This window comes from Mycobacterium sp. NGS11, assembly GCF_059813315.1.
The window spans coordinates 267,581-292,548 of sequence record NZ_JCALEJ010000004.1; the positions used below are offsets into that span (position 1 = coordinate 267,581).

Annotated in this window: 25 protein-coding genes and 1 pseudogene; 14 read left to right on the forward strand and 12 right to left on the reverse strand. The window is 66.2% G+C overall.

From position 1 onward, the window contains the following. Nucleotides 1-112 precede the first annotated feature (112 nt). From AC5Y4T_RS08110 to AC5Y4T_RS08145, 8 genes are all read left to right on the forward strand, one after another. Nucleotides 113-646, forward strand: a complete 534-nt coding sequence (locus AC5Y4T_RS08110; RefSeq protein WP_499918742.1) for a carboxymuconolactone decarboxylase family protein — start codon at nt 113-115, stop codon at nt 644-646. 18 nt (nt 647-664) lie between these two features. Continuing rightward, entirely contained in the window at nt 665-1,942 is a 1,278-nt protein-coding gene (locus AC5Y4T_RS08115) for an aromatic ring-hydroxylating oxygenase subunit alpha (RefSeq protein ID WP_499918743.1), read from the forward strand. Beyond that, nucleotides 1,926-2,249, forward strand: coding sequence for a hypothetical protein (locus AC5Y4T_RS08120; protein WP_499918744.1), 324 nt, complete (start codon nt 1,926-1,928; stop codon nt 2,247-2,249). The genes AC5Y4T_RS08115 and AC5Y4T_RS08120 overlap by 17 nt, the downstream gene beginning before the upstream one ends. Nucleotides 2,250-2,252: 3 nt before the next feature. Then, a complete protein-coding gene (locus AC5Y4T_RS08125) occupies nt 2,253-3,473 on the forward strand; it encodes a metal-dependent hydrolase family protein (RefSeq protein WP_499918746.1) in 1,221 nt (406 codons plus the stop codon). After that, nucleotides 3,451-3,921, forward strand: a complete 471-nt coding sequence (locus AC5Y4T_RS08130; RefSeq protein ID WP_499949633.1) for a nuclear transport factor 2 family protein — start codon at nt 3,451-3,453, stop codon at nt 3,919-3,921. Before AC5Y4T_RS08125 ends, AC5Y4T_RS08130 begins: the two co-directional genes overlap by 23 nt. 18 nt (nt 3,922-3,939) lie before the next feature. Beyond that, nucleotides 3,940-5,037, forward strand: coding sequence for an acyl-CoA dehydrogenase family protein (locus tag AC5Y4T_RS08135; protein WP_499952611.1), 1,098 nt, complete (start codon nt 3,940-3,942; stop codon nt 5,035-5,037). A gap of 75 nt (nt 5,038-5,112) precedes the next feature. Beyond that, a complete protein-coding gene (locus AC5Y4T_RS08140; protein WP_499952680.1) occupies nt 5,113-5,871 on the forward strand; it encodes an acyl-CoA dehydrogenase family protein in 759 nt (252 codons plus the stop codon). 106 nt (nt 5,872-5,977) lie between these two features. Then, nucleotides 5,978-6,247 (forward strand): DUF4190 domain-containing protein, encoded by a 270-nt coding sequence (locus AC5Y4T_RS08145; RefSeq protein WP_499952612.1) that lies wholly within the window; start codon nt 5,978-5,980, stop codon nt 6,245-6,247. An 8-nt stretch (nt 6,248-6,255) separates the two neighbouring features. Here the strand turns inward: AC5Y4T_RS08145 and AC5Y4T_RS08150 are convergent, their stop codons facing one another. Continuing rightward, complete coding sequence (locus AC5Y4T_RS08150; protein WP_499919034.1) at nt 6,256-6,813, reverse strand: acyl-CoA dehydrogenase family protein; 558 nt, start codon at nt 6,811-6,813, stop codon at nt 6,256-6,258. A 9-nt stretch (nt 6,814-6,822) separates the two neighbouring features. After that, a pseudogene (locus AC5Y4T_RS08155) lies at nt 6,823-7,443 on the reverse strand (acyl-CoA dehydrogenase family protein); the annotation flags it as partial. 242 nt (nt 7,444-7,685) lie between these two features. On the opposite strand from AC5Y4T_RS08155, the gene AC5Y4T_RS08160 reads away from it, so the two are divergent. Both AC5Y4T_RS08160 and AC5Y4T_RS08165 read left to right on the forward strand, forming a co-directional pair. Then, nucleotides 7,686-8,336: a TetR/AcrR family transcriptional regulator gene (locus tag AC5Y4T_RS08160; protein ID WP_499949635.1), complete on the forward strand. Its 651-nt coding sequence runs from the start codon at nt 7,686-7,688 to the stop codon at nt 8,334-8,336. A 226-nt stretch (nt 8,337-8,562) separates the two neighbouring features. After that, on the forward strand, nt 8,563-9,411 hold the full coding sequence (locus AC5Y4T_RS08165) for a mycofactocin-coupled SDR family oxidoreductase (RefSeq protein WP_499952613.1): 849 nt from the start codon (nt 8,563-8,565) through the stop codon (nt 9,409-9,411). A gap of 3 nt (nt 9,412-9,414) precedes the next feature. Here the strand turns inward: AC5Y4T_RS08165 and AC5Y4T_RS08170 are convergent, their stop codons facing one another. Both AC5Y4T_RS08170 and AC5Y4T_RS08175 read right to left on the reverse strand, forming a co-directional pair. After that, complete coding sequence (locus AC5Y4T_RS08170) at nt 9,415-9,831, reverse strand: DUF5313 domain-containing protein (RefSeq protein WP_499949636.1); 417 nt, start codon at nt 9,829-9,831, stop codon at nt 9,415-9,417. 19 nt (nt 9,832-9,850) lie between these two features. Beyond that, nucleotides 9,851-10,342 (reverse strand): MarR family winged helix-turn-helix transcriptional regulator, encoded by a 492-nt coding sequence (locus AC5Y4T_RS08175; protein ID WP_499918755.1) that lies wholly within the window; start codon nt 10,340-10,342, stop codon nt 9,851-9,853. Between the two features lie 85 nt (nt 10,343-10,427). On the opposite strand from AC5Y4T_RS08175, the gene AC5Y4T_RS08180 reads away from it, so the two are divergent. Then, nucleotides 10,428-11,267, forward strand: a complete 840-nt coding sequence (locus AC5Y4T_RS08180) for an SDR family NAD(P)-dependent oxidoreductase (RefSeq protein WP_499952614.1) — start codon at nt 10,428-10,430, stop codon at nt 11,265-11,267. 33 nt (nt 11,268-11,300) lie between these two features. Here AC5Y4T_RS08180 and AC5Y4T_RS08185 read toward each other — a convergent pair whose 3' ends face one another. From AC5Y4T_RS08185 to AC5Y4T_RS08220, 8 genes are all read right to left on the reverse strand, one after another. Beyond that, a complete protein-coding gene (locus tag AC5Y4T_RS08185; RefSeq protein ID WP_499952616.1) occupies nt 11,301-13,739 on the reverse strand; it encodes a CaiB/BaiF CoA transferase family protein in 2,439 nt (812 codons plus the stop codon). Nucleotides 13,740-13,741: 2 nt separating this feature from the next. After that, on the reverse strand, nt 13,742-14,869 hold the full coding sequence (locus tag AC5Y4T_RS08190; protein WP_499952617.1) for a M24 family metallopeptidase: 1,128 nt from the start codon (nt 14,867-14,869) through the stop codon (nt 13,742-13,744). Then, nucleotides 14,859-16,097 (reverse strand): M24 family metallopeptidase, encoded by a 1,239-nt coding sequence (locus tag AC5Y4T_RS08195; protein ID WP_499952618.1) that lies wholly within the window; start codon nt 16,095-16,097, stop codon nt 14,859-14,861. The genes AC5Y4T_RS08190 and AC5Y4T_RS08195 overlap by 11 nt, the downstream gene beginning before the upstream one ends. Next, nucleotides 16,098-17,159 carry an amidohydrolase family protein gene (locus AC5Y4T_RS08200; protein ID WP_499952681.1) on the reverse strand — a complete coding sequence of 354 codons (1,062 nt, stop codon included), beginning with the start codon at nt 17,157-17,159 and terminating at the stop codon, nt 16,098-16,100. 152 nt (nt 17,160-17,311) lie between these two features. Further along, complete coding sequence (locus tag AC5Y4T_RS08205) at nt 17,312-18,556, reverse strand: cytochrome P450 (protein WP_499952619.1); 1,245 nt, start codon at nt 18,554-18,556, stop codon at nt 17,312-17,314. Between the two features lies 1 nt (nt 18,557). Then, nucleotides 18,558-18,752 carry a ferredoxin gene (locus AC5Y4T_RS08210; RefSeq protein WP_499952621.1) on the reverse strand — a complete coding sequence of 65 codons (195 nt, stop codon included), beginning with the start codon at nt 18,750-18,752 and terminating at the stop codon, nt 18,558-18,560. Between the two features lie 11 nt (nt 18,753-18,763). After that, nucleotides 18,764-19,429, reverse strand: coding sequence for a TetR/AcrR family transcriptional regulator (locus tag AC5Y4T_RS08215; RefSeq protein WP_499918764.1), 666 nt, complete (start codon nt 19,427-19,429; stop codon nt 18,764-18,766). Between the two features lie 170 nt (nt 19,430-19,599). Further along, nucleotides 19,600-20,406, reverse strand: coding sequence for an SDR family NAD(P)-dependent oxidoreductase (locus AC5Y4T_RS08220; protein ID WP_499918765.1), 807 nt, complete (start codon nt 20,404-20,406; stop codon nt 19,600-19,602). Between the two features lie 129 nt (nt 20,407-20,535). On the opposite strand from AC5Y4T_RS08220, the gene AC5Y4T_RS08225 reads away from it, so the two are divergent. The 3 genes from AC5Y4T_RS08225 (at nt 20,536) to AC5Y4T_RS08235 (ending at nt 24,925) form a co-directional block, all read left to right on the forward strand. Then, nucleotides 20,536-23,319, forward strand: a complete 2,784-nt coding sequence (locus tag AC5Y4T_RS08225) for an ATP-binding protein (protein ID WP_499952622.1) — start codon at nt 20,536-20,538, stop codon at nt 23,317-23,319. A 96-nt stretch (nt 23,320-23,415) separates the two neighbouring features. Then, nucleotides 23,416-24,180: an SDR family oxidoreductase gene (locus tag AC5Y4T_RS08230; protein WP_499952623.1), complete on the forward strand. Its 765-nt coding sequence runs from the start codon at nt 23,416-23,418 to the stop codon at nt 24,178-24,180. Between the two features lie 22 nt (nt 24,181-24,202). Next, complete coding sequence (locus AC5Y4T_RS08235; protein WP_499952624.1) at nt 24,203-24,925, forward strand: SDR family NAD(P)-dependent oxidoreductase; 723 nt, start codon at nt 24,203-24,205, stop codon at nt 24,923-24,925. Nucleotides 24,926-24,968 lie beyond the last annotated feature (43 nt).

A 24,968-nucleotide genomic window follows, 5' to 3' on the forward strand; every position in this document is an offset into this window, starting at 1 on the left:
GGCTCCCACGCGCGCCCGCCCGCCACGCCGGCATTGACCGAGCGCGCGTTTCGTGCCAGTCTGTTAGTTGCAAATGAGAATACGATTCTCTTTCACCGAGAGGACACTGCCGATGCGCCTGCAGCCGCTCCCCGCCGACCAGTGGGACGAGGCTACCCAGCAGGCACTCTCGGCCATGCGGGACGCGGACACCAACAACGCGCTTTCCACGCTGGCTCACCACCCAGCGCTCGCCAAGGCGTTTCTTCGATTCAATGTCCACCTGTTGACGTCGTCCACACTGCCGGCCCGCATCCGCGAACTGGCCATCCTGCGGGTGGCCCATCGTCGCCAGTGCGCATACGAGTGGTCGCACCACGTGCGGATGGCCAAGGATGAAGGGATCACCGACGAACAAATCGCGGCGGTGCGGCGATTCGGCGATGGCGGCGCGGAGGACCTCGACGCGTTCGATCGCGCGGTGATCACCGGGGTCGATGAGCTGGATGAGAAGTCGGAGTTGTCCGACCAGACTTGGGCGGCGCTGGGCGAGCGCCTCAGCGACCAGCAGCGCATGGATTTCGTCTTCACGGTCGGCTGCTACGCCCTGCTGGCCATGGCCTTCAACACTTTCGGCATCCAACCCGAACACGCCGACCAGCACTGATCAAGAGGAGTAAGAACGTTGCCGCACTTCCCGAAACCAGCCGCCGGCAGCTGGACAGAAAACTACCCCGACCTCGGGACCGCGCCGGTTGACTACACCGACTCGATCGACCCGGCGTTCTTCGAGGCCGAACGCGACGCGGTGTTCCGGAAGACGTGGCTGAACGTCGGCCGGGTCGAGCGCCTCCCCCGCACCGGCAGCTACTTCACCAGGGAACTGCCGTCGGCCGGCAAGGGCACGTCGGTGATCATCACCAAGACCAAGGACGGGACGGTCAAGGCGTACCACAACGTCTGCCGCCACCGGGGAAACAAGTTGGTGTGGAACGACTTTCCCAACGAGGAGACCTCCGGCACCTGCCGCCAGTTCACCTGTAAGTACCACGCCTGGCGCTACAGCCTCGACGGCGACCTGACCTTCGTCCAACAGGAAGAGGAGTTCTTCAACCTCGACAAGAGCAACTTCGGCCTGGCACCCGTGCGGTGCGAGGTGTGGGAGGGCTTCATCTTCATCAACTTCGACGACGACGCGGCGCCGCTCATCGACTACCTCGGGCCGCTGGCCAAGAGCATCGAGGGCTACCCCTTCGGCGAGATGACGGAGACCTACTCCTACCGGGCCGAGGTCGGCAGCAACTGGAAGCTGTTCATCGACGCGTTCGTCGAGTTCTACCACGCGCCGATCCTGCACCAGGGGCAGTACACCAAGGAAGAGGCCGCCAAGATCCAGAAGTTCGGCTACGAGGCGCTGCATTACGAGCTGGCCGGACCGCACAACCTGCAGTCGACGTGGGGTGGCCAGGCGCCGCCGGAGGACATGTCCATGGTCAAGCCCATGGACCAGGTGTTGCGCAGCGGTCTGTTCGGTCCGTGGGACAAACCGGAGATCATCGAAAAGCTAGAGCTGCCACCGGGTGTCAACGTGAAGAGGGTGCCGCAGTGGGGAATCGACTCGTGGCTGTTCTACCCCAACTTCATGCTGCTGATCTGGGAGCCGGGCTGGTTCCTGACCTATCACTACTGGCCCACCGCGGTGGACAAGCACATCTTCGAGTCGACGCTGTATTTCGTTCCGCCGCGCAATGCGCGGGAACGGCTGGCCCAGGAGCTGGCCGCGGTGACGTTCAAGGAGTACGCGCTGCAGGACGCCAACACGCTGGAAGCGACCCAGACCATGATCGGCACCCGGGCCGTCAAGGAGTTCCTGCTCTGCGACCAGGAAGTGTTGATCCGTCATCTGCACAAGACGACCGCCGACTACGTGAAGGAGCACCAGCGCAATGGCGTTACCGTCTGAATTCGCGGCCCTGGAGCCCTATTTGGATTGGGACCTGGCCACCGAGCCCGAGCGCTACGCCAAACGGCTGGCCTCGACGATGCCCGAGATGCAGGCCTTCTATGACGTGGCCTTCCCGAAGCTCAACGCCGTCATCGAATATGTCGACAAGTTCCCACTGGACGACTTGCCCGACGACGCAAAGACATTGATGCACATGATGCAGTCACTGGTCATGGTCTCGTTTCCCATCGAGGCGTGGAAACAGCCGCGCGTTCCCGACAGCGGCGCGGCGTGGGTTGAAGTGATCAGGGAGCCGGTGATCTAGGCGGTGCTGACGATCAAGGCCGCAGGGCTCCTCGATATCGATGCCGGCGAGATCGTTCGCCCGGGCATTCTGCAGATCGAGGACGATCGAATCGTCGGCGTGGGCGGCGATCCCGAGGGCGAAATCATCGACCTCGGCGACCAGATTCTGTTGCCGGGCCTGATGGACATGGAGGTCAACCTCCTGATGGGCGGGCGCGGCGAGACACCCGGGCTGTCCCAGGTGCAGGACGACCCGCCGACGCGGGTGCTGCGCGCGGTCGGCAACGCCCGACGCACGCTGCGCGCCGGTTTCACCACCGTGCGCAACTTGGGCCTGTTCGTGAAAACCGGCGGCTACCTGCTCGACGTCGCGCTGGCGAAGGCCATCGACGCGGGCTGGATCGACGGGCCGCGAATCGTCCCGGCCGGCCACGCCATCACGCCCACCGGCGGTCACCTGGACCCGACGATGTTCGCCGCCTTCATGCCGGGCGCGCTCGAGCTCACGGTCGAAGAGGGCATCGCCAACGGGGTCGACGAGATCCGCAAGGCGGTGCGCTACCAGATCAAGCACGGCGCCGAACTGATCAAGGTGTGCGTTTCCGGCGGCGTCATGTCGTTGACCGGTGAGGCTGGGGCGCAACACTATTCAGACGAGGAACTGCGCGCGATCGTCGACGAGGCGCACCGGCGTGGGCTGCGCGTCGCCGCGCACACCCACGGAGCGGAAGCGGTCAAGCACGCGGTCGCGTGCGGCATCGACTGCATCGAACACGGCTTCCTGATGGACGACGAGGCCATCCAGATGCTGGTCGACAACGACCGCTTCCTGGTGACCACCCGCAGGCTCGCCCAGGCGATGGACGTGTCGCGCGCCCCGAAGGAATTGCAGGACAAGGCGGCCGAGATGTTTCCGAAGGCGGAAACGTCGATCAAGGCCGCCTACGAGGCCGGGGTGAAGATCGCGGTCGGCACCGACGCCCCGGCCATCCCACACGGCCGCAACGCCGATGAGCTCGTCACACTGGTCGAGTGGGGCATGCCACCGCTGGCGGTGCTGCGGGCGGCGACCGTCACCGCGGCCGAGCTCATCAACGCGAGCGACCGGGGCCGCCTCGCGGCGGGCCAGCTCGCCGATATCATCGCGGTACCCGGAAACCCGTTGGAAGACATCACCGTCACCCGAAACGTCGGCTTCGTGATGAAAGGCGGCAAGGTCTATGTCGACGCCCGATCAGTCTAAGAGCGGCCCAAGCCGAACTGACGACCTCGTCGAGATTCAGCAGCTGCTCGGCCGCTATGCGGTCACCATCACCCAAGAGGACATCGAGGGCCTCGTCGCCGTCTTCACGCCCGACGGCACCTACAGCGCCTTCGGTGAGACCTACAGCCTCAGCCGATTCCCGGAATTGGTGGCCGCAGCCCCAAAAGGCTTGTTCCTCACCGGGACCGCGGTGGTCGACCTCGACGGTGACGCGGCCAGCGGCACCCAGCCACTGTGCTTCATCGATCACGCAACCCACGACATGCGGATCGGCTACTACCGTGACACCTATGTGCGAACCGCCGACGGGTGGCGGCTGAAGACCCGCGCCATGACGTTCATCCGCCGCAGCGGTGTGCACGACTCCGGACGCCCGCACGCGATCGGGCGTCCCGCCGGTGACTCCGCGGCCCAGGCAGCGACCTAAAGGAGCCGATCAATCGAAGTGAATGTCGAGCAGTTCCGGGCCGACCTGCGCGCGTGGCTCGACGACAACGATCTGACCCCCGGGCCCGACCACTCGCTGCGGGGGCACATGCGGCAGTTCGCCCGGGTCAGCCGTGCACTCTACGACGCCGATTGGATGCGATTCGGCTGGCCGGTCGAGGTGGGTGGATTGGGCGGTCCCGCGGTGCTGCGAGCGATCGTCGGTGAAGAGGTGGTGGGCCGCCGCTTGGCCGAACCCGGACCCTATTCGATGCTCGAGGTGCTCGCGCCGACCATGATCGACTACGCGCCGGCCGAGCTCGCCAAGGAGATGGTTCCGCGCCTGCTGAGCGGTGAAGAGCAATGGTGCCAAGGCTTTTCCGAGCCGGGCTCGGGCAGTGATCTGGCATCGCTGACAACACGGGCGGTCCAGGACGGCGACAACTGGATCGTCAACGGCCAAAAGGTATGGACCAGCTTCGCGCAGTTCTCCACCCGGTGCGTCCTGCTTACCCGCACCGCGCCCGGGCACGACGGGATCACCGCGTTCTTTGTCGATCTCGACACTCCGGGCATCACCATCCGTCCGCTGCGGACGATGCACGGCGTCGACGAGTTCTGCGAGGTGTACTACGACGACGTGGTGATACCGGCCACCCGGATGCTGGGCAAGCCGGGAGACGGCTGGCGGCTCGCGATGGACCTGCTGCCCTATGAGCGTTCGGCGTGTTTCTGGCAGCGGATTGCGTACCTCTATTCGCGTTTCGACGATCTGATCACCACGGCAGCCGAAGTCGGCGAGCCCGACGAATCCGCGCTCGGCGGCGCCTATCTGGCGCTGCACACATTGCGCTGCCGGTCGCGCGCGACTCAGCACCGGATGCGCGATGGGGCCCGGCTTGGACCCGACACCTCCATCGACAAGGTGCTGCTCGCCTCTGCCGAGCAGCGGCTCTACGACACCGTCCGCGATGTGTTGCCGGGCACACTCGAGCTCGAAGACACGCCGTGGCGTTCGGAATACCTGTACTCGCGCGCGGCGACGATCTATGGCGGCACCGCCGAGATCCAGCGCAATATCATCGCCCGCCGGCTGCTCGACCTCGGGAAGGAGTGAACCGTGGCTTCTTCGGCAGATACCGAGTCAGACCCCGAATCGCTGCGCCTGCTGGCAGAGTCGCTGCGGACGACGATGAGCGCCGCCTCGGGCGCCAAGCTCGATGCGGCGCTGACCGACCTCGGCTGGCGCGACATGCTCGACGAAATGCCCGATACCGCAATACCTCTGGTGTTCAAACTGCTCGGTGAGACCGGCGCGCACGCGCCCGTCCTCAACGACGTCGTGCTGTGCGCGGCCGGCGACGCGCCCGGAGGCACGCTGTCGCTGCCGTTCGCCGGCGGCTCCTGGGTGCTGTGGGAACGCCGCGACCACCCCGAGTCGGCGATCGACGAGTTGCTGCCGATCCACCCCGTACCGCAGGGAGATCCTCTGCCGTCGGCCGCCCTGCACGCGGGTTGGCTAGCCGTGGGTTGGTGGCTGGTCGGCACCAGCCGGGCCATGCTGTCACTGGCTCGTCAGCACGCCGTGGACCGCGTGCAATTCGGCCGCCACATCAGCTCGTTCCAGGCGATCCGGCACCGGCTGGCCGAGACGCTCGTCGCGATCGAGGGCGCCGAGGCAACACTGCAAGCCGCGACGGAATGCGACGATCCGCAGGGACTGGCTTCCCTGCTGGCCAAGGCCGCGGCTGGTCAGGCCGCGCTCACCTCCGCACGCCACTGCCAGCAGGTGCTCGGCGGGATCGGCTTTACCGCCGAGCATCCGCTGCACCACCACATCAAGCGGTCCCTGATTCTCGATGGGCTGCTGGGCAGCTCTCGAGAACTGACGCGTGCGGCCGGAAAAGCGTTGGTGGCGGCCGGTTCTGCGCCGCGGCTCGCGCAGCTGTAACGGGTCGCGCGCCCCGGAACCAAGCAGCGTACGCCGGGCATGGGATGCTTCGCTGCAACGATGGCGCGTGGGTCGACCACGGCCGCAACCCGGGGAGGTGGGAAGCATGAATCACGCGCAAGCACCACAAAACCAGTTCGGCGTCGCCTCGCTCCTGCTGGGCCTGGTCGGACTCGTCACCTGCTGGTTGCTACTGGGAGTGCCCTTTGGCATCGCGGCGGTGGTGACGGGCGACATCGCCCGGCGAAGGGTTGCCCGCGGGGAGGCGAGCAATCCCCGAACCGCAGTGGCCGGCATGGTTTTAGGGGCGATCGCGGTGGTGGCGGGTCTCGTCGCCATCGGCTACTACGCCCAATTGGACGCGAAGAACCACTGACGCTCAGATCAATTGCGCGGCAGCCCGAGTACGCGTTCTGCGATGATGTTGCGCTGAATTTCCGATGTACCGCCGGCGATGGTCGCGGCGAAGGTGCGGGTGTACCGGTCGAACCAGCTGCCGTAGTGGCTATCGAGGTTGAGCGGCGCGAACGGGGCCGTGACCGCGCGCAACGCCAGTCCGTCGCCGTCCTTGGCGGCCAGCGCGTCCTCGCTGGCGCGTTGCATGGCCTCCGAGCCCAGCAGCTTGAGCACCGACTGAGCGGGGACGTCCTCTTCGCCGCGAGCGGCTTTGGCCAGCGTTGCCGACCCCAGCAGCCGCATCGCATAGAAGTCCATCACCAGCGTCGCGTAGTGATCCCGCTGCACCGGACCCGAGGGATGGGACTCGACCGTCAACGCGTGCAACATGTCCGCGTAATCCAGCCACAGCATCGCGCGCTCGTGGCCGAGCGAACCGGTCGCGACGCGCCAGCCCGCGTTCAGCTCGCCCACCAAGTTCTCGGCCGGCACTCGTACGTCGGTGAAGAAGACCTCGTTGAAGTCGACGTCGTCGATGTCACCCATCGAGGCGAACGGGCGGCGGACCACGCCTGGGCTGTCGGTGGGAATCAGTAAAGCGCTGATGCCCTTGTGTTTTGGCGCGTCCGGATCGGTGCGCACGAAGGTCAGCAACACATCGGCGTGATGGGCGCCGGATGTCCACACCTTCTGCCCGTTGACGACGAAGTGGTCGCCGTCTGAATCAGACGAGCGCACCGCGCGCGTCTTCAGCGAGGCGAGATCCGAGCCCGCGCCGGGTTCGCTCATCCCCAGTGACGCGGTGATCTCCGCCCGCAGGATCGGTACCGCCCAGCGCCGCTTCTGTTCGGGTGTACCGAATGACAGCAATGACGCCGCGATGATGCCCACACCCTGCGGATTGAAGCTCTGATAGATGCGCCGCCGCGACAGCTCTTCGTGGTACACGTACTGCTGCAGCAGCGTGGCGTTGCGCCCGCCGAACTCCGGGGGATTGCCGGGCTGTAGCCACCCGCTGTCGAACAGCAAGCGCTGCCACCGGCGGGCCCACTCCGGAATGTCCGAACTCGATTGGGGCCGCAGGAACGCCTCGGCCTCGGAAGGCAGGTGCGCGTCGAGGAAGGCCACGAATTCGGCGCGGAACGCCTCCACCTCGGCGTCAAAAGTCAGCTGCACAGCTCTTCCCGGGATGGTCGTGAGGGCACCGCGCCGTCAGTAGATCATGGTTTCCGCCGACGACGCGGTTCGCTCTTGCGATTAAGCTTCCATACACACGTCTAAGAGAATAGTATTCTCGCGGTAAGAAAGTTACAATCTCCGACACGTGATCCGTGAGGGGGTCGAGCGCAGCGATGTCACGGCGTTCTCCGGTAGAGTCCAACCATGTTCTCCCCTCGCGGCAATCACCTGAGCCGGCCGTGACCAATCCAAGCGAAGAGCCGGCCTGGAAGCAGCGTGCCGTCGAGCGGTCCATCAAGACGGCGAAACTGCGCGCCGCGCAGCGTGTTCAGCGCTTCCTCGACGCGGCCCAGGCCATCATCATCGAAAAGGGCAGCACGGACTTTACCGTGCAGGAGGTTGTGGACCGCTCCCGCCAGTCGTTGCGCAGCTTTTACCTGCAATTCGACGGCAAACACGAGTTGCTGCTGGCGCTCTTCGAGGATGCCCTGAGCCGATCGGCCGACCAGATCCGCGCGGCCACCGAGAGCCAATCCGATCCGTTGGAGCGGTTGCAGGTCGCCGTTCAGCTCCTTTACGAGGCATCGCGCCCGGACCCGACGGCCAAGCGCCCGTTGTTCACCGACTTTGCCCCGCGGTTGTTGGTGACGCATCCGGCCGAGGTCAAGGTGGCTCATGCACCGTTGCTCGCGTTGCTGACGGAACTGATGGAGGCGGCCCACGACGCCGGCAAGTTGCGCACCACCAGCAATCCGAAGCGGGTGGCCGCCATGACAATGCAGACCGTCATGTTCATCGCGCAATCCAGCGGCGGCCCCGATGACGCGACGATGCACCCCATCACCGCCGATGAGGTGTGGGATTTCTGCTCACGCGGATTCGTCGCGTAGCACAACCGCGCCCCGTTCCCTCACGTGACGAGCGAATAGCGCACGCCGTTTGCCGGTGAGAATGAGATTCTCTAATATCTAGAATCGCAAATAGCCGAAACGGATTCGTCATTGACACCCGCGACGGCTCAATGACAGAGTTCAAGGCGGCAAGACCCGCGGTCCTGCAGAACGCGTTCGTTCTCCGCCGAGGCGTGCCGATCGAAAGTCAGGAGTTGAGGTAGCCATGACCGGACGTGTTGAGGGCAAAGTCGCTTTCGTCACCGGAGCGGCGCGCGGTCAGGGCCGCAGCCATGCGGTGCGGTTGGCCGAGGAGGGTGCCGACATCATCGCCGTTGACATTTGCAAGCCGATCCGCGAGGGCGTGACGGACACCGCGATCCCGGCGTCGACACCCGAAGACCTCGCCGAAACCGCGGACCTGGTCAAGGGGCACAACCGCAGAATCTTCACGGCCGAGGTCGATGTGCGCGACTTCGACGCACTCAAGGCGGCGGTGGACAACGGTGTCGAACAGCTCGGCCGCCTCGACATCATCGTCGCCAACGCCGGAATCGGTAACGGCGGCGAGACTTTGGACAAGACCAGCGAAGAAGACTGGACAGAGATGATCGACGTCAACCTGTCCGGGGTGTGGAAGAGTGTGAAAGCCGGTGTGCCGCACATCTTGTCCGGCGGGCGAGGTGGCTCCATCATCCTGACCAGCTCGGTCGGCGGGCTCAAGGCCTACCCGCACACCGGTCACTACGTCGCGGCCAAGCACGGCGTCGTCGGTCTGATGCGCGCCTTCGGAGTCGAGCTGGGGCAGCACATGATTCGCGTCAACTCCGTGCACCCCACGCACGTGAGCACCCCGATGATCATGAACGAGGGCACCTGGAAGATGTTCCGCCCCGACCTGGAGAGCCCCGGCCCCGACGACATGGCGCCGATCTGCCAGATGTTCCACACGCTGCCGGTTCCCTGGGTCGACCCGATCGACATCAGCAACGCGGTCCTGTTCTTCGCCTCCGACGAGTCTCGCTACGTCACCGGCGTGACCCTGCCCATCGATGCGGGGAGCTGCCTGAAGTAGCCGCTAGAACGGGCTGCTATTCGACTGCCATTCGGCCGACTCGGGTCGCGGCCCGTAGCGGCGGATGTAGTCCTCGTGCATCCGTGCCTGTTTGCGGCGGGCGATCACGTCGACCAGATTCGGGTCCAAACCGTGGACGGCCAGCCGGTGCCGCCGCCAGACCTTGTTGAGGGCAAGGGTTATCAGCAGCGCCCAGATGTAGAGCGGCGCGGTCATCTCCGTGTGCACGTAGAGCGAGGCGGGCAGCAGCCAGAATGGAGCAAGGACCAGCAGGGGCGGGATGGCCCACCTGATCATGTGCCGGCGGATGGCTCCCTCGCCGGCCAAGTCTCGTGCCACCCAGGTGCGCATCGAGTCGGGCAGTCGCCGGCCGTAGGAATAGCCGATCCGCTGCCAGAGAGTGGGTTTCGCGTCGGTCATCATGCTCCTCGGGGTGATATCAGGCTTGCAATGCGCCGGCCGCCACGGCCGCGGCGTTGATGCGGGTGAGGACCCGATGCAGGTTCTCGAGTTCGGCCATGTCCACACCGAGCCGGGCAACGACGGCGGGCGGAATCTCAAGTGCCTTCTCCCGCAGGGCGATTCCGCGTTCGGTGAGCCTCACGTCGGTGGTCCGCTCGTCGCCCGCATTCTTCGAGCGGGTGATCAGCCCCAGCCCCTCCAGCCGTTTGAGCATCGGCGACAGCGTGGCGGAATCCAACTGCAGCGCGGTGGCGATCTGCTTGACCGACAACGGGAACTGCTCGGCCCCGGGGGTTTTGCGGTGATCCCACAACGCCAGCATCACCAGATACTGCGGATGGGTCAGGCCGAGCGGCTCCAACAGCGGCCGGTACACCGCCAAGACCGCCCGGTTGGTCGTCGCCAAGGCGAAACACACTTGGTGTTCGAGGGCTAGGGGGTCGATTTCGCGGGCAGTCGGTGCGGCCATACGTACATAGTGCGCTAATAGTTAGGGTGCTATCTACATGACGCCTCTCACACCGCCCCGCGCGCGGGTAATACCCTCGGAATCCATGGACGATTTCGAGGGACGCGGGGCAGTCATCACCGGCGGTGCGAGCGGCATCGGTTTGGCCACCGCCACCGAATTCGCCCGGCGCGGCGCCCGCCTGGTGCTGGCCGACGTCGACCAGGCCGCGCTGGAACGGGCCGTGGCGCACCTGAGCGGCGAAGGCTTCGATGCGCACGGAGTGACGTGCGACGTGCGCCACCTCGATCAGATGGTTCATCTGGCCGAGGAGTCCTTCCGCCTGCTGGGTCAGGTCGATGTCGTGTTCAGCAACGCCGGCATCGTCGTCGCGGGTCCACTCGCGGCGATGACGCACGAGGACTGGCGCTGGGTGATCGACATCGATCTGTGGGGTTCCATCCATGCCGTCGAGGCGTTCGTGCCGAAGCTGATCGAGCAGGGCAGGGGCGGGCACATCGCCTTCACCGCTTCCTTCGCCGGATTGGTGCCCAACACCGGTCTCGGGGCGTACGGCGTTGCCAAGTATGGGGTCGTCGGTCTGGCCGAGACCCTGGCCCGCGAAGTCAAGGACAACGGCATCGGTGTATCCGTGCTCTGCCCGATGGTCATCGAAACCGGGTTGGTCGCGAACTCGGAACGAATTCGCAGCGCCGATGACGGGCTCGCGTCAGCGCCCGACCTGACGAGTGGGTTCGGACAGCTCCCGCCGACGCAGGATGGCACGGTGTCGGTCGATGGCGTCGCGCGGCTCACGGCCGACGCGATTCTGGCCAACCGCTTGTACATCCTGCCGCACGAGGCGGCCCGGGCGTCGGTCAGACGCAGGTTTGAGCGCATCGATCGCACCTTCGACGACCAGGCCGCCGAAGGGTGGAAACAATAACCGGATGTTCGATTAGTCGATCACCATGGCCGCTCAGCTACTTGCGCGCGTGGCCGGTGCGCGGCCGATCACACCGTCGGATTCCAGGCGGGCGATGTCGCAGTCGGACAAGCCCAGCCCGGACAGCACTTCGTGGTTGTGCTCCCCCAGCAGCGGCGCATGCTCGGTGTGAAACCTGTGGGGCCCGGCGGAGAACCTCGCCGGCACGGTGCTGAGCCTGGCCGGCCCGTTGACCGGATGGTCGACCTCTTCGAAGAAACCCCGGAACGCCAACTGCTCCAGCTCAGTTTGACGGTGCGGTTGCATGACTTTGGCCACCGGGACGCCGGCGTCCCAGAGGGTCTCGACGATCTCGTCGCGGCTGCGGTGCGCGCACCAGGCGGCGAGTCGCTCATCGATGAAGTCGTGGTGCGTGCGCCGGCCGGCATCGGTCGAGAGCCCGGGATCTGTTGCCCAGGAGGGTGATCCGAGGGCCCGGCACAAACCGTCCCACTGGCTGTCGGTGGCCACCGCGATCGCGACCCAGCAATCGAGCCGGCCGAATTCGTCGATGTCGGCGCTGAGGTAAAGGTTCTGCGGCGCGGCGGTCGGGCCCCGGTTGCCGGCACGCTCCAACACCGCCCCGTATGCCGAGTACTCGACAACCTGCTCGGCGGAGATGCTGAGGGCGGCGTCGACCATCGCCGCCTCGACGAACACGCCTTCGCCGGTGCGGCGCCGGTGCTCCAGCGCGAGCAGTATCGCGTTGAGCGCGTGCACGCCGGCGCATGCGTCACCGATCGAATAGGGGTCATACGGTGTGCGGTCCGGGTAGCCGGTAAGCCAACTCACGCCGGACGCTGATTCGATGGCGTAGGCGAACGCCGGGTTGTCGCGCCACGGGCCGCCGAGTCCGAATCCGGGCATCCGCACCAGCGCCGTGTCCGGCCGAATCGATTGCACGGTGGCGAAATCCAACCTGATCTGGTCCAGCACCCGCGGCGTGAAATTCTCCACGATCACATCGCAGGTCGCGATGAGCTCACGCAGCAATTCGCAACCGCGCGGACTCTGCAGGTCGAGCGTCAGCCCTTTCTTGTTCGTGTTGAGGGCCTCGAAGATCGGCGACTTCTCCCACCACTGATCGTCGGTGATCGGGATGCCGGCGATCATCCGTGTGCCATCGGGACGGCGGGTGGATTCGACGTGGATGACCTCGGCACCCAGCAAGGCCAGAGCGTGGGTACAGCAGGGTCCCGCCCAGAAGGTCGTCATGTCCAGGACCCGAAGTCCGCTCAGGGGAAGCGCTTTCGCCACACCGGCAGGCGCGGGTCGCGCCGGAAGGGCCGCGGCGCGGTAGTACTCGGTGTGCTCCCCCAGCCGCGGTGCGGGCTGCGGCGGGCGCAGCTGCGCGGGCCGCATCCGATACGGGTGGCTGGGCTGCTGGAACCCGTCGCTTGGATTTCGCACGAACGAGCCGCGCTCCACGAACTGATCGAAGGACGTGACGTTGGCGCCGTTGGCGACCGGCGCGTTGGGGATACGGAATGCCGAGGCTAGTTCGCGGATTTCGTCGACCGGGGTGGCGGCCAGCCAGGAGAAGATCTCATCGGCGTGGATGTTGGCCTGCTCGGTGATGGACAGCGGCGATTCCTCGTCGATCCATTCCGGATGGCCCACCATCGCACACAGGTCGAACCATTGTTGCGCGGTCCCGCAGCCGAGGTTCACCAGGCCGTCCTTGGCCTGAGCCACTCCCGGAATCGTCGGCCGTCGCGTGTCTCGCCACGGCCGGCCGAGCACCTCGAAGTAGGTGACCGGGTAATAGGTGAGGCCGAGGATCTGTGTCTCCAGCATCGAGAGGTCGACCAATTCCCCTGCGCCGCCGTCGATCCGGCGCCAGCGGGACGCCAAGGTGGCCGCACTTGCGTAGACACCGGCCAGGTATTCGCCGGCCTGACCGCCGATGAAGACGGGCGCGCGCTCCTGCTCGCCGCGGCCGAGCCCGACGATGCCTCCCGACCACGCCTGCAGGGTGAACTCGGTCGCCGGGCGGTCTCGCCAGGGGCCTCCCAGCCCGAACGGTGTGATCGCGGTGACGGTGAGGTGCGGGTGGCGTCCCTGGATGGCATGCGGCGTGAAGTGCGGCTGCTCGGCCACTTTCGAGCCGGCCGACCACACCACCGCGTCAGCGGAAGCCAGCAGCCGGTCCACCAGCTCGGTATCGTCGCCGCTGGTGGGGTCGGCCACGACACTGTGTTTTGCCCCGGCCAGGAAGCTGAACAAGGCGCCGTCACCGCCGAGCGGGATGGTGGCGCCCGAAGCCGACCACCTGCGCAACGGGTCACCCTCTGGCGGTTCGACTTTCACGACGTCGGCGCCGCCGTCGGCGAGCAGCTTGGTGCAGTAGGCGCCGGCTATCCCGGTGGACAGGTCGACGACGCTGTAGCCGCTCAGCGGCGCTTCGGCCGTCGGCACCGAGGACTCGGGCACGGTTAGGGCCGCCAGAACGGGCTCGCGGTAAGCACTTCGGGGCCGTCGGCGGTGATCAGGACCGCTTCACGCCCGAATACCGCGCCGACTCCTTCTTCCCACACGTAGCCCGTCACGGCCAGCACCATTCCCCGCTCCAGGCGTTCTGCGGCCGCGGTGGTGGGCAGGTGCTTGGAAACGACGGGTGGGTCGAACCCCATGCCCAGGCCGCGGGCCACCGGCATCGGCGGCTCGGGCTCCCCCGCGCTCCGGTAAGCGGTGAGCAACTCGTCCGCGCTCGTGCCGGGATGACAGGCTGCGATCAGCTTGCCCCACAGTCGATCCCACCGCGTGTGCAGTGCTGCCGCACCGCTGGGCGCACGCCGGTTGTCGGCGGGCCAGGTCCGGCCCACTTCGCCGACGTAGCCTCCCGCCAGCACTCCGGCGGAGAACGCCACCAGATCGCCGTCCTGGATACGACCGCCGCCGTGAGCGCGCCGCCAGGGGTGCTTGCGCGATGTCACCCATGCGACGTCCTGGTTCGACGGCGTGCTGACACCGCCGGCCGCGGCGGCCTCCAGCAAGACGCCGGCCAGCGCCTGCTCGGTGACCCCCGGCCGCAGTTCGGAAACCGCCGCCGCGAGCGCCGACTCGGCCACCGCGACCGAGTCCCGCAGCGCGGCGATCTCCTCGTCCGTCTTGATGCGCCGCGCGGCCCGCATGGCCAGCTCGCCGTCGACCAGCTGCGCGTTGGGGAACGCGGTCGGCAGGAGTTGGGCGAAAACCGGTGACAGCGCATCGGTTCCGACGCGTCGTGCGGTCGCCGCGCCGTCGATGCGCTGCAAGGCCGCCATCGTGTTCATCGGGTTCCACGAGATGCCGTAGAGGTTCTCGTGGGGAATGTCTTCGGGGACGCCCTCATCCCACGTGCTCAGCAGGTGCACGGCGCCGGTCTCGCGCACCAGCACGCAGGTCGGGCCGAATGGCCGGGTGCCGGCCACCCAAAGTTGCGGAGCCCCGGTGACGTAGCGGACATTGGCTTGCCGGCCGAGGACCAGTACGTCGAGATCGTGTGCCGCCATCTGGGCCAGCGCCCGCTGGCGGCGCCCGGAGCGCAGCGTGCGCTCGTCGGGCAGGACTTCAGTTGCCATAAGGGTCGTAGGGGTAGTCGGTCAAACGGATCCAGCCTTCCTCGGTGATCACCAGGACCTCTTCGCTGCGGTAGCCGCCGGTGCCGTCCTCCCATACGACGGGCTCGAGAACCAGCACCATTCCGGATTGCAGGACGAAATTCTCGTCGAACTCCTGCCCGAGATCGGTTCCGATCATAGGCATTTCGGCGGCGTTGACGCCGATTCCGTGGCCGAGGTAGAAGTGCGGCAGCCACGGCTTGGTGCCGCCGTTGGCCGTGATGGCGGCCCGGCCCAGATCCGCCGCGGTGGCACCGGCCTTGGCGACGCCCAGAACCGCACTCATGATCTCGAACCATTTGTCGAACTGCGCTTGTTGGCGCCGGGACGGATCCCGCCCGACTATCCAGGTGCGCCCGAAGTCGGAGCAGTAGCCCTGATACGTGATGCTGACGTCGGTCCACAGCACATCGCCTTCGACCAGCTCACGCTCGGTGGTCAGGAGCGGCAGCGCCAAATCGCCGTGCGTGGTCCACACGCCCTCGGCCTTGCTCGGCGGCATCACCTGCCAGATCGGCTCGAGCATGCTGGCCGTGGCACCCAGTTCGAAGGCACGGCGCAAAAAGCTTGCCGACAAGTCGATTTGGCGAATGCCGGGCGCCAGGCGTTTCTGCACCTCGACCATCGCCTCGTCGGTGATCCGTATTGCGGTGCGCATGCACGACAATTCGTCCGGCGTCTTCACCGACTTGGCGGCGCTGACGATGGCCGCGGCGTCAACGGGTGCACCGCCGGGGAACAGGAGCTTTGTGGCGCGCGACATGGCGCCGGTGAACTCGTCGACCGCTACGACCGCTTGGGCCGGCATGAGATCGGCCAGCTGGCGCGCGAAATGCTGTACGCCCTCATCGAATTCGAGGTAGACGGGCCCATGCAGGTGATCGGCCGGCAAATCCGCTTCCTGTGAGGCTCCCTCCCGGAAGGGCAGGAACAGGTGCGGCCATTCGTCGTCGGCGAGCACCACGGCCACCGGCCGTTCGACGTAGGACAATCCGGCGTCGCCGAGTGGCCAGCTGGCGCCGGTGGCATAAACCACCGCGTTGTTGCCCAGCAGGATCATCGCGTCGACACCGCGCTCGGTCATCGCCGAACGCAACCGGGCCCCCGTCTCGCGGCGCAGGCGAGTCAGGTCGGCCGTTTCCGGAATCACCAGCGTGGTGTTGGTGTCCAGTTGCGCGAACGTCGTCACTTACAGACCCAGGAACTTCGTCACGTTGCCGCTGACGATCTTCACCGCGTCGTCCGGACCCACCGCCTCAACGACGGCTTTCAGCGATTTCTCGGAATAGCCGTACGTGCTTTCGTTGTGCGGGTAGTCGCTGGACCACATCACCTTGTCCACCCCGATTTGGTCGATCAGCTGCAGGCCCAGCGGGTCGACCATGAACGACGCGCTCATATGCGTGTCCCAGTAATAGCGCGGGTCGTGCTCGAGGGTCCGGTTGAACATGTGTTGGTACGACCCCATCAGGTGGTCGGCATCCTGCAACGCCCAAGGCACCCAGGCAATCCCGCCCTCGAACCAGCCGATTCGCAGCCCGGGATGATCATCGAGGATTCCGGTGAAGAGGTACTTGGCGAACTGCTCACGGAAGCCGTCGACGTTGATCATCATGCCGACCACCACGCTGTTGAACTGGCACGGGGTTTTCGGCGGCGTCTCCCCGATGTGGTGGGTCACCGGCAGACCGGCGGCCTCGATCTCGTCCCAGACCGGCTTCATGGCGGTGCTGCCATAGTCGATGATGTTGCCGTCGTCATCCTTGCCAGGATTGAGCGGCAACAGGAAAGTCTTGAGCCCCAACGACTTCAGCTCGTCCAGCGTCTTGCGGGTGCCCTGCGGGTCCCACCAGTTGATCAGCCCGGCGCCGTAGAAGTGGCCGTTCGAGCGCTCCTGAAGCTCGGCCATGTACTCGTTGTAGATGCGGAAGGCCAGCTCGCGAAGCTGCTTGTCCGGATAGTGAAACAGCGCCAGCACCGCGTTGGGGAACGCCAGTTCCTTCTCGACGCCGTCGTCGTGCAGCTCTTGAATCCGGGCCTCGATGTTGGTGCTCGCGGCACCGGGCAGATCGTCGTACTGCATGAGCACGGCGCTGAAATCGCCCGGCAGGAAGGACTGTCCCTTGCGACCGACCTGGTAGGCGCCCTCCTCGTACCAGATCCGCGGCGCCTTGTCCTTCAGGTCTTCCGGAAAGCGTTGATAGAAGATGTCATCCGCCAGCGAGATGTGGTTGTCCGCCGAGAAGACCACCGTCCCGTGCGGCAGACCGACATCGGCGCCCGCGGCGTGGCCACGCCGATCCTTCGGAGCGCCATAACCTCCGGGCGGGTAGAGCGTGCTTGCTTGAGTCGTCATCATTGACCCTCCGTTCGGATCCGCAGTTTGATAAGTAGCGAGCTGGGCTACCAGGTCACCGGCAGTTCGTAGACGCCGTAGGCGAGTCGGTCGTCCTTGAACGGCACCTCCTCGAGCGGGATGGCAAGTTGCAGAGTGGGTATGCGCCGGGCGAGGGTGTGGAACACGATCTGCAGTTCGGCGCGGGCAAGCTGCTGCCCCACGCACTGGTGCCGGCCATAGCCGAACGCGACGTTGCGGTCGGCGCCCGAGCGATGCAGGTACAGCCGGTCCGGCTCGGCGAAGGCGTCCGAATCCCAGTTGGCCGGGGCCAGATCGATGATGATGCCCTCGCCGGCACGGATCGTCTCGCCGGCGATGTGAATGTCGTCGAGCGCGACGCGGCGCTGGCCGTTTTGAATGATGCTGAGATAACGCAGCAGTTCTTCCACCGCACTGGCGATGACCTTCGGATCTTCCGCATCGCGAATGATGGCCAGCTGGTCGGGATTCTCGAGCAGGGCGAGCACACCGAGGCCGATCATGTTGGAGGTGGTCTCGTGCCCGGCGATCAGCAGGCCGGTGCCGAGTTGCGCGGCCTCTTTCACGCTGAGCTCTCCGGCCTTGACCCGCTCGGCGAGGTCGGAAACCGCGTCCTCGGCCGGCTTCTCCATCTTGGCGTCGACCAGCTGAGCGAGGTATTTGTTGAGATTCATCGCGCCTTTGACGGTGTCCGCGCCGGTGGCGTAACGCGCGAGACCGACGTTGGCGTGGTGCTGAAACATGTCGGCGTCTTCGTACGGAACACCCAACAGCTGGCTGATCACCAGCGAGGGCACCGGCAGCGCCAGCGCGGTGACGATGTCAGCGGGCTGCGGCCCGGCGAGGATCGCGTCGATATGGTCGTCGGTGATCTGCTGGATGGTCGGGCGCAGGTTTTCGACGCGCTTGAACGTGAAGGGTTTTGACAGCATGCGCCGGAACCGGGTGTGCTCCTCACCGTCGGCGGTGAACACCGACCGCGGGCGCTTGTGCACCGTCGACAGCATGCCTTCGTTCCAGTGCGGGAATCCGGGCTGCCGGTCGTCGACGCTGACCCGGGAATCCGAAAACAATTCGCGCACTTGCTCGTAGCCGGTGATGAGCCACGGTGTGCTGCCGTCCCAGATCCGGACCCTGGACAGCGGCCTGGCCTCGGCCAGTGCCATGACGTCCGGTGGCGGCGCGAACGGGCAGCGCGGCTCCCTGGCCATCGGGTAGTCCGGGATGTCGGAGGTCTGCGCTGTTGCCGTGCTCGCCAGTGTGTCTGACATGTCATTCCTCGATGTGGATGGCGAGCGCGGGGCAGGCAGCCGCCGCCCGCCGCGCGCCTTCGGACTGTTCGGACGTTGGATTGGGGTTGAGGAGGACGACGACCCCGTCGTCATCGCGCTGATCGAACACGCCGGGCGCATTCATCACGCAGTTCCCCGAAGAGGCGCAAACGTCTTGGTCGACAGTCACTTTCATCGGCGAGTCCTTCACTCGTACGCCGTCACCGGCGCCAGCCACAGGCCGACGATCGCGTCGATGAGCCCGGATGCCGCAGCCCGCCATGGACGATGGGACGTCATCGCGCCAGTGGCGAAGGCGCGTTCACGATCGGCGCAGGTGTGCATCAACAGGTTTCGGGCCATGATGTTGCGTTCGAAGTGCACATCCGCGGGCAAGTTGGGCAGGCAGCGGTTGAAGCCGTCGACGACCTGCACCAGCGACGGCGAGCTGAGCGCGCCTTTGACGACGATGTTGTAGTAGGCCGGATCGGTCATGGCCTGGGCGGCGAAGCGCGCGTACCACGTCGGGTTTCCCAGCTGCTCGAGGTGATCGGTGAGTGGGCGCACCAAACACGCCACCCAGGAGCGCAATTCGCCGGACCCACCCGAGGCCAGCAGGTCGGACACCATCCGCTCGCGGAGCTCCTCGACGGGTCCGCGGTGCTTTTGCTCGATCGCCCGCACCAGGTCGGCTTTGGTGCCGAAGTGGTAACCGACGGCGGCATTGTTGCCCTGGCCGGCGGCCTCGCTGACCTGCCGGTTGGACACCGCGAACATGCCATGCTCCGCGTACAGGCGCTCGGCCGCCACCAGGATCGCCTCCTGGGTGGAACTGGCCCGATCGGTGCGAACGGTCCGGCCGGCGGTGGTCATTGGATCAGTCAACCTCCTGCTAGGGTTTAAGTCAAGCGATTGATTTAAATGGCTGCGCGTACAGGGGTTGACGTGCCGCCGGCCCGCCGCCGCGCCTGGGCGACCGTGACCGCAGTGTCACGCTGGAGCCCGACCGTGACCGCACCGTCACGCTCGCGCCGTCGGCGATGTCACCCGTGCTTCTTGGAACGGATCGGCTTGCCCGCCACGGTCCCACCGTCGACCGGAAGCACCGTCCCGGTGACATAGCGCGAGCGGTCGGTGGCGAAGTACAGCGCCGCTTCGGCGACGTCATCGGGAGTGCCCTCGCGCTTCAGCGGCCGGTCCTCCCGCATCGTCTCGCGGATTCGCGCCTCGAACTGCTTCAGCTGCTCGGGGTCCATGCCGGTCCCCGACTTCCCCAAGATCGGCGTCGGTATGTTGCCGGGTGCGATGGCGTTGACGCGAATCTCGTGGTGGGCCAACTCAATCGCGGCGGCCTTGGTGAATTGAATGACGGCCGCTTTGGACGCGCGATAGATCATGACGCCGCCGCCGGCCTGGATGCCGCCTATCGAGGTGATGTTGATGATCGACCCGCCCCCGTGTTCTGCCATGTGCCGCGCGGCATCTCGGGTTCCTGCCATCACGCCCAGCACGTTGACCCCCATCACGCGGTGGAAATCGCTGAGGTCGTCGTCCAGCAACTTGCGCAGCGGGCTGGAAATCCCGGCATTGTTCACCATGACGTGCAGGCCGCCGAACTTCTCGACGGCACCGGATACCAGCGCTCGCACCTGTTCGGGGTCGGAGACGTCGGTCCGGCAAAAGACGGCGTTGTCACCGAGCGAGGTCGCCAGCGCCTCGCCGCGATCGGTCTCGACGTCGGCGATGACGACCTGTGCGCCCTCGGCCACAAACCGCTCTGCGAGACCGCGGCCGATGCCGGAGGCCGCGCCGGTGACGATGGCGACCCTGCCGTCCAATTCGTTAGCCACACGACGAGTTAATCGGCGCATGCCGCGTTAAGTCAAGCAATTGATTTAACGGGGGCGCCGCTCACCGCGGTGATGACACCCGCGCCCCGGTAAGGTCGAACAGCAAATCTTCTTCCAGCGGTGGTACGGGTGAAAGTTCAACAGGCATCACCTCTGCGCGGTCGACGTGCGGAATGCGCGGCCCTCGATCGGCTGGTATCGGGCGCCCGCTCGGGCCGGGGCCAGGTCTTGGTGCTGCGCGGCGAGGCCGGCATCGGCAAGACGGCCCTGCTGGACTTTGCGGCCGAGAACGCCGCGGGCTGCCTCACCGCGCGGGTGGCGGGGGTCGAATCAGAGATGGAACTCCCCTTCGCTGCCCTGCAGCAAGTCTGTCTGCCGCTGCTGGAGTGTCTCGATCGGCTACCGCCGCCGCAGCGGGGTGCTCTGGATGTCGCCTTTGGACGAAGCACTGGGCCGGCGCCGGACCGCTTCCTGGTCGGGTTGGCGATGCTGAGCCTGATCGACGCAGCGAGCGAGGTCAGGCCCCTGATCTTCCTCGTCGACGACGCCCAGTGGATTGACCGAATCTCGGCCCAGACGTTGGCCTTTGTTGCTCGCCGCCTGATCGCAGAGCCCGTGGCGATGGTGTTCGCAGTGCGTGACGGCTGCGACGATGAGTTGGCCGGCCTTTCCGAATTGACTGTGCGTGGCCTCAATCCGCGCGACGCTCGCGCATTGTTGAACTCGGTCATCCTCGGCCGGCTGGACGACCAGGTGCTCGATCGCTTCGTGGCGGAAACGCGGGGAAATCCGCTGGCGCTGCTGGAGTTGCCCCGTGGCCTGACAGCGGCGGACCTGGCGGGAGGCTTCCAGCGCCCAGACGTCCAGCCGTTGGCGGGACAGATCGAGCACGTTTTCATCCAACGCATCCGGTCATTGCCCGAAGAGTCCCAGCGGCTTTTGGTCACCGCGGCAGCGGAACCGGTTGGCGATGCGGCGCTATTGTTGCGCGCCGCAGAACATTTGGGTCTTCCACTGGGTGCGGCGGAAGCCGCCGAGTCCGCGGGACTGATCGACATCGGGACGCGAGTGCGATTCCGGCACCCGCTGGTGCGTTCGGCGGCATACCGCACGGCGGACCTGATGGAGCGCCGCCGGGTGCATCAAGCCCTCGCCGAGGCAACGGATTCCGACGCCGATCCCGACCGACGCGCATGGCATTTGGCGATCTCAGCGCCAGGACCCGACGAGTCCGTCGCTGCCGCGCTCGAGCGCTCCGCCGATCGCGCACACGCCCGGGGCGGTGCCGCCGCTGCGGCCGCCTTCTTGGAACGGGCGACCCAGCTGACCGCCGACCCGGCCCGCCGGGGAACACGGGCCTTGGCCGCCGCTCAGGCCATGCGCGACGTGGCGGCTTTCGACGCCGCGGACGAACTGCTGACCATCGCCGAGAACGCGTCGCTGAACGAACTCGGGCGGGCCCGAAGCGCCAGGCTGCGCGCGCAAATGATTTTCGCTCGACGCCGGAACGGAGATGCCGATGCACCTACGGTTTCCGATGCCGCCGTCGGTCTCCTCGATGCCGCCCGCCGGCTGGAAACACTCGACGACGCACAATCTCGGGAGACGTATTTGGACGCGCTGGGGGCGGCGATGTTCGGCGGCCGGCTGTGCCCGCACGGCGGTATTCACCTGGTCGCTGAAGCCGCCCGCGCGGCCCCACCCGCGCCGAAGCCCGAACGGGCGGTCGATCTCCTCCTCGACGGCATCGCACTGCGAGCCACAGCCGGTCTCGTTCCGAGCCTGGCGCCGCTGCGGCGTGCACTGACACTCATCGATGCCGAAGCCGAGCGTGGCGACGACGTCATGCACTGGTTCTGGCGAGCCTTCCCGATCGTTCAGGAATCCAGCGTCCACGAAACATGGGACGACGAAGTGTGGCACCGGCTTGCCACGCACGCCGTCCGTCTCGCACGTGATGCGGGCGCGCTCGCGGTGTTACCGCACGCGCTGGCCTACCGCGCCGGCGTACACCTACAGGCTGGAGAGTTCGCGTCGGCTTCGGCGCTGATCGACGAAGCCAGCGCCATCAGCGCCGCGACCGGCTATGCCCCAGTGAAGTACCAATCGGTGCTGCTGGCCGCCTGGCGCGGCGTCGACGCGGAGGCGCACAAGCTGATCGACACCGCTGCCGCCGACGGAATGGCAAGGGGTGAAGGACGAATCGTCGGTTTGGCGGGCTACACGAAAGCCTTGCTGTACAACGGCCTCGGCCGCTACGACGACGCGTTCGATTCCGCGCGGCAGGCATGCGAACACGAAGATCTCGGTCTGTTCGGCTGGTGTCTCATCGAACTCATCGAAGCCGGCGCTCGAAGCGGCGAGCGCGAAGCGGCGAACGATGCCCTGCGCCAACTGGAAGAGCGCGCGACAGCAAGCGGAACAGACTGGGCTGCAGGCATTTTAGCCCGATCGCGAGCGCTGCTGGTCCACGACCGCAAGGCCGAGAACTTCTACCGAGAGGCGATCGAAAAGCTCGAACGCACCCGCATCACGGTGCAACTGGCCCGTGCCCATCTGATCTATGGAGAGTGGCTGCGCCGCTGCAATCGACGCATCGATGCCCGCACACAGCTGCAGACTGCCCACGAGATGTTCGGACGGATGGGCGCCGAGGCGTTCGCCGCGCGGGCGCGCCGCGAACTGTTGGTCACGGGCCAGAAGGTGAGTAAGCGACCCGCCGCCCCGGGCGACGAGTTGACGCCCCAGGAGGCGCAGATCGCGCGCCTGGCCGGGGAGGGCCTGACCAATCCCGAGATCGCCGCTCAGTTGTTCATCAGCGCGCACACCGTCGAATGGCATCTGCGGAAGGTGTTTGCCAAGCTCGGCATCACCTCGCGCAGACAGCTCCGGGGTTGCGACTTGGCCCCCTGAGCCGATAAGACTACGGACTTTCCAGGGTTCCGGGCGGCGTCGTTCAGCGCCATGCTGAATACACCAGTTCATCGGGAAATTCGGAAAGGCGTGATCATGAAGGTTCTGGTAATCGGCGGTAGCGGACTCATCGGGTCGCAGGTAGTCACCCAGCTCGACGAACTGGGACACGAGGCGGTTGCGGCCTCGCCGAGCTCCGGGGTCAACACCATTACCGGCGAAGGTCTCGCCGAGGCCGTCGCCGATGTCCACACCGTGGTCGACGTGTCCAACTCCCCGTCCTGGGCCGACGAGGACGTCTTGAACTTCTTCACGACCTCAACCCGGAACCTCCTCGAGGCCGAGCGCGCGGCCGGTGTGCACCACCACGTTGCATTGTCGATCGTGGGAGCCGACCGAGCGGCGGCAAGTGGCTATATGCGCGCCAAGGTCGCCCAAGAGAAGCTGATCACCGAATCCGGCGCTCCCTACACGATCGTGCGGGCTACTCAGTTCTTCGAATTCGTTGAGGGCATTGCCGATTCGCTGGCCGAGGGCGACACGGTGCGCGCCCCGCATGGCGCATTCCAGCCGATCGCCGCCGCAGATGTCGCCACGGCTGTCACTCGCGCCTCGGTCGGAGATCCGGCCGGACTGATCAATATCGCCGGTCCAGAGAAGCAAGGCATGGACGACTTCATCCGGACCCGCTTTGCCGCAACCGGCGACACACGCCGGGTGGTAACCGACCCGAATGCCCAGTATTACGGCGCCGTGCTCGACGAGCGCATGATCGTTCCCATCGAGGGCGAAGAAGTGACGATCTACTCCACTCGATTCGGTGACTGGCTGACAGCCCAGGTGCCCAGCAACGCCAAGTAGGCGTCCGCGGGGTCGACTTCGAATGGAGCTGATGGATCAGACCGCCGTGATCACCGGCGGAACAGCGGGAATCGGACTGGAATCCGCGCGACTGCTCGCAAGCGAAGGCGCCACCGTCATCATCGCCGGCCGCGACCGGACCAAAGGTGACCAAGCCGCGGAAGCCATCGGTACGAACGCACGGTTCGTCCAAACCGACATGGCCGACGCCGAATCGGTGAATTCGCTTGTACGGCGGTGCGGCGAGGTCGACATCATCGTCAACAACGCCGGCAGCTTCCCGTCCGCACACACGGTCGAACAGGACATGGCGATGTTCGAGACGGTGTTCGACACCAATGTCCGCGGCGCCTACTTTCTGGTCGCCGGCCTGATCCCGGGAATGTTGGCACGACGCCGTGGGAGCATCGTCAACGTCACCAGCATGGCGGCGTTCAAGGGGATCCCCGGCGCATCGGGCTACAGCGCCTCCAAGGCCGCGCTGGAGTCGCTCACCCGCACCTGGGCCGCCGAATTCGGGGCGGCCGGGGTGCGGGTCAACAGCGTGGCGCCCGGCCCCACCCGCACAATCGGGGTGGCCGCCGCATGGGGCGACGTGAACGAGGAACTCGGAAGGGCGTTGCCGCTCGGCCGCACCGCGTTCGCGTCCGAGATCGCGGAGGCCATCCTCTTTCTCAGCTCCCCACGGGCCAGCTTCATCACCGGCTCTACCCTCCACGTCGACGGCGGCGGTGCGGCCGTTTGATTCCGCCTACCCGAGATAGCCTCAGGCTCACCCGCATTGGCAC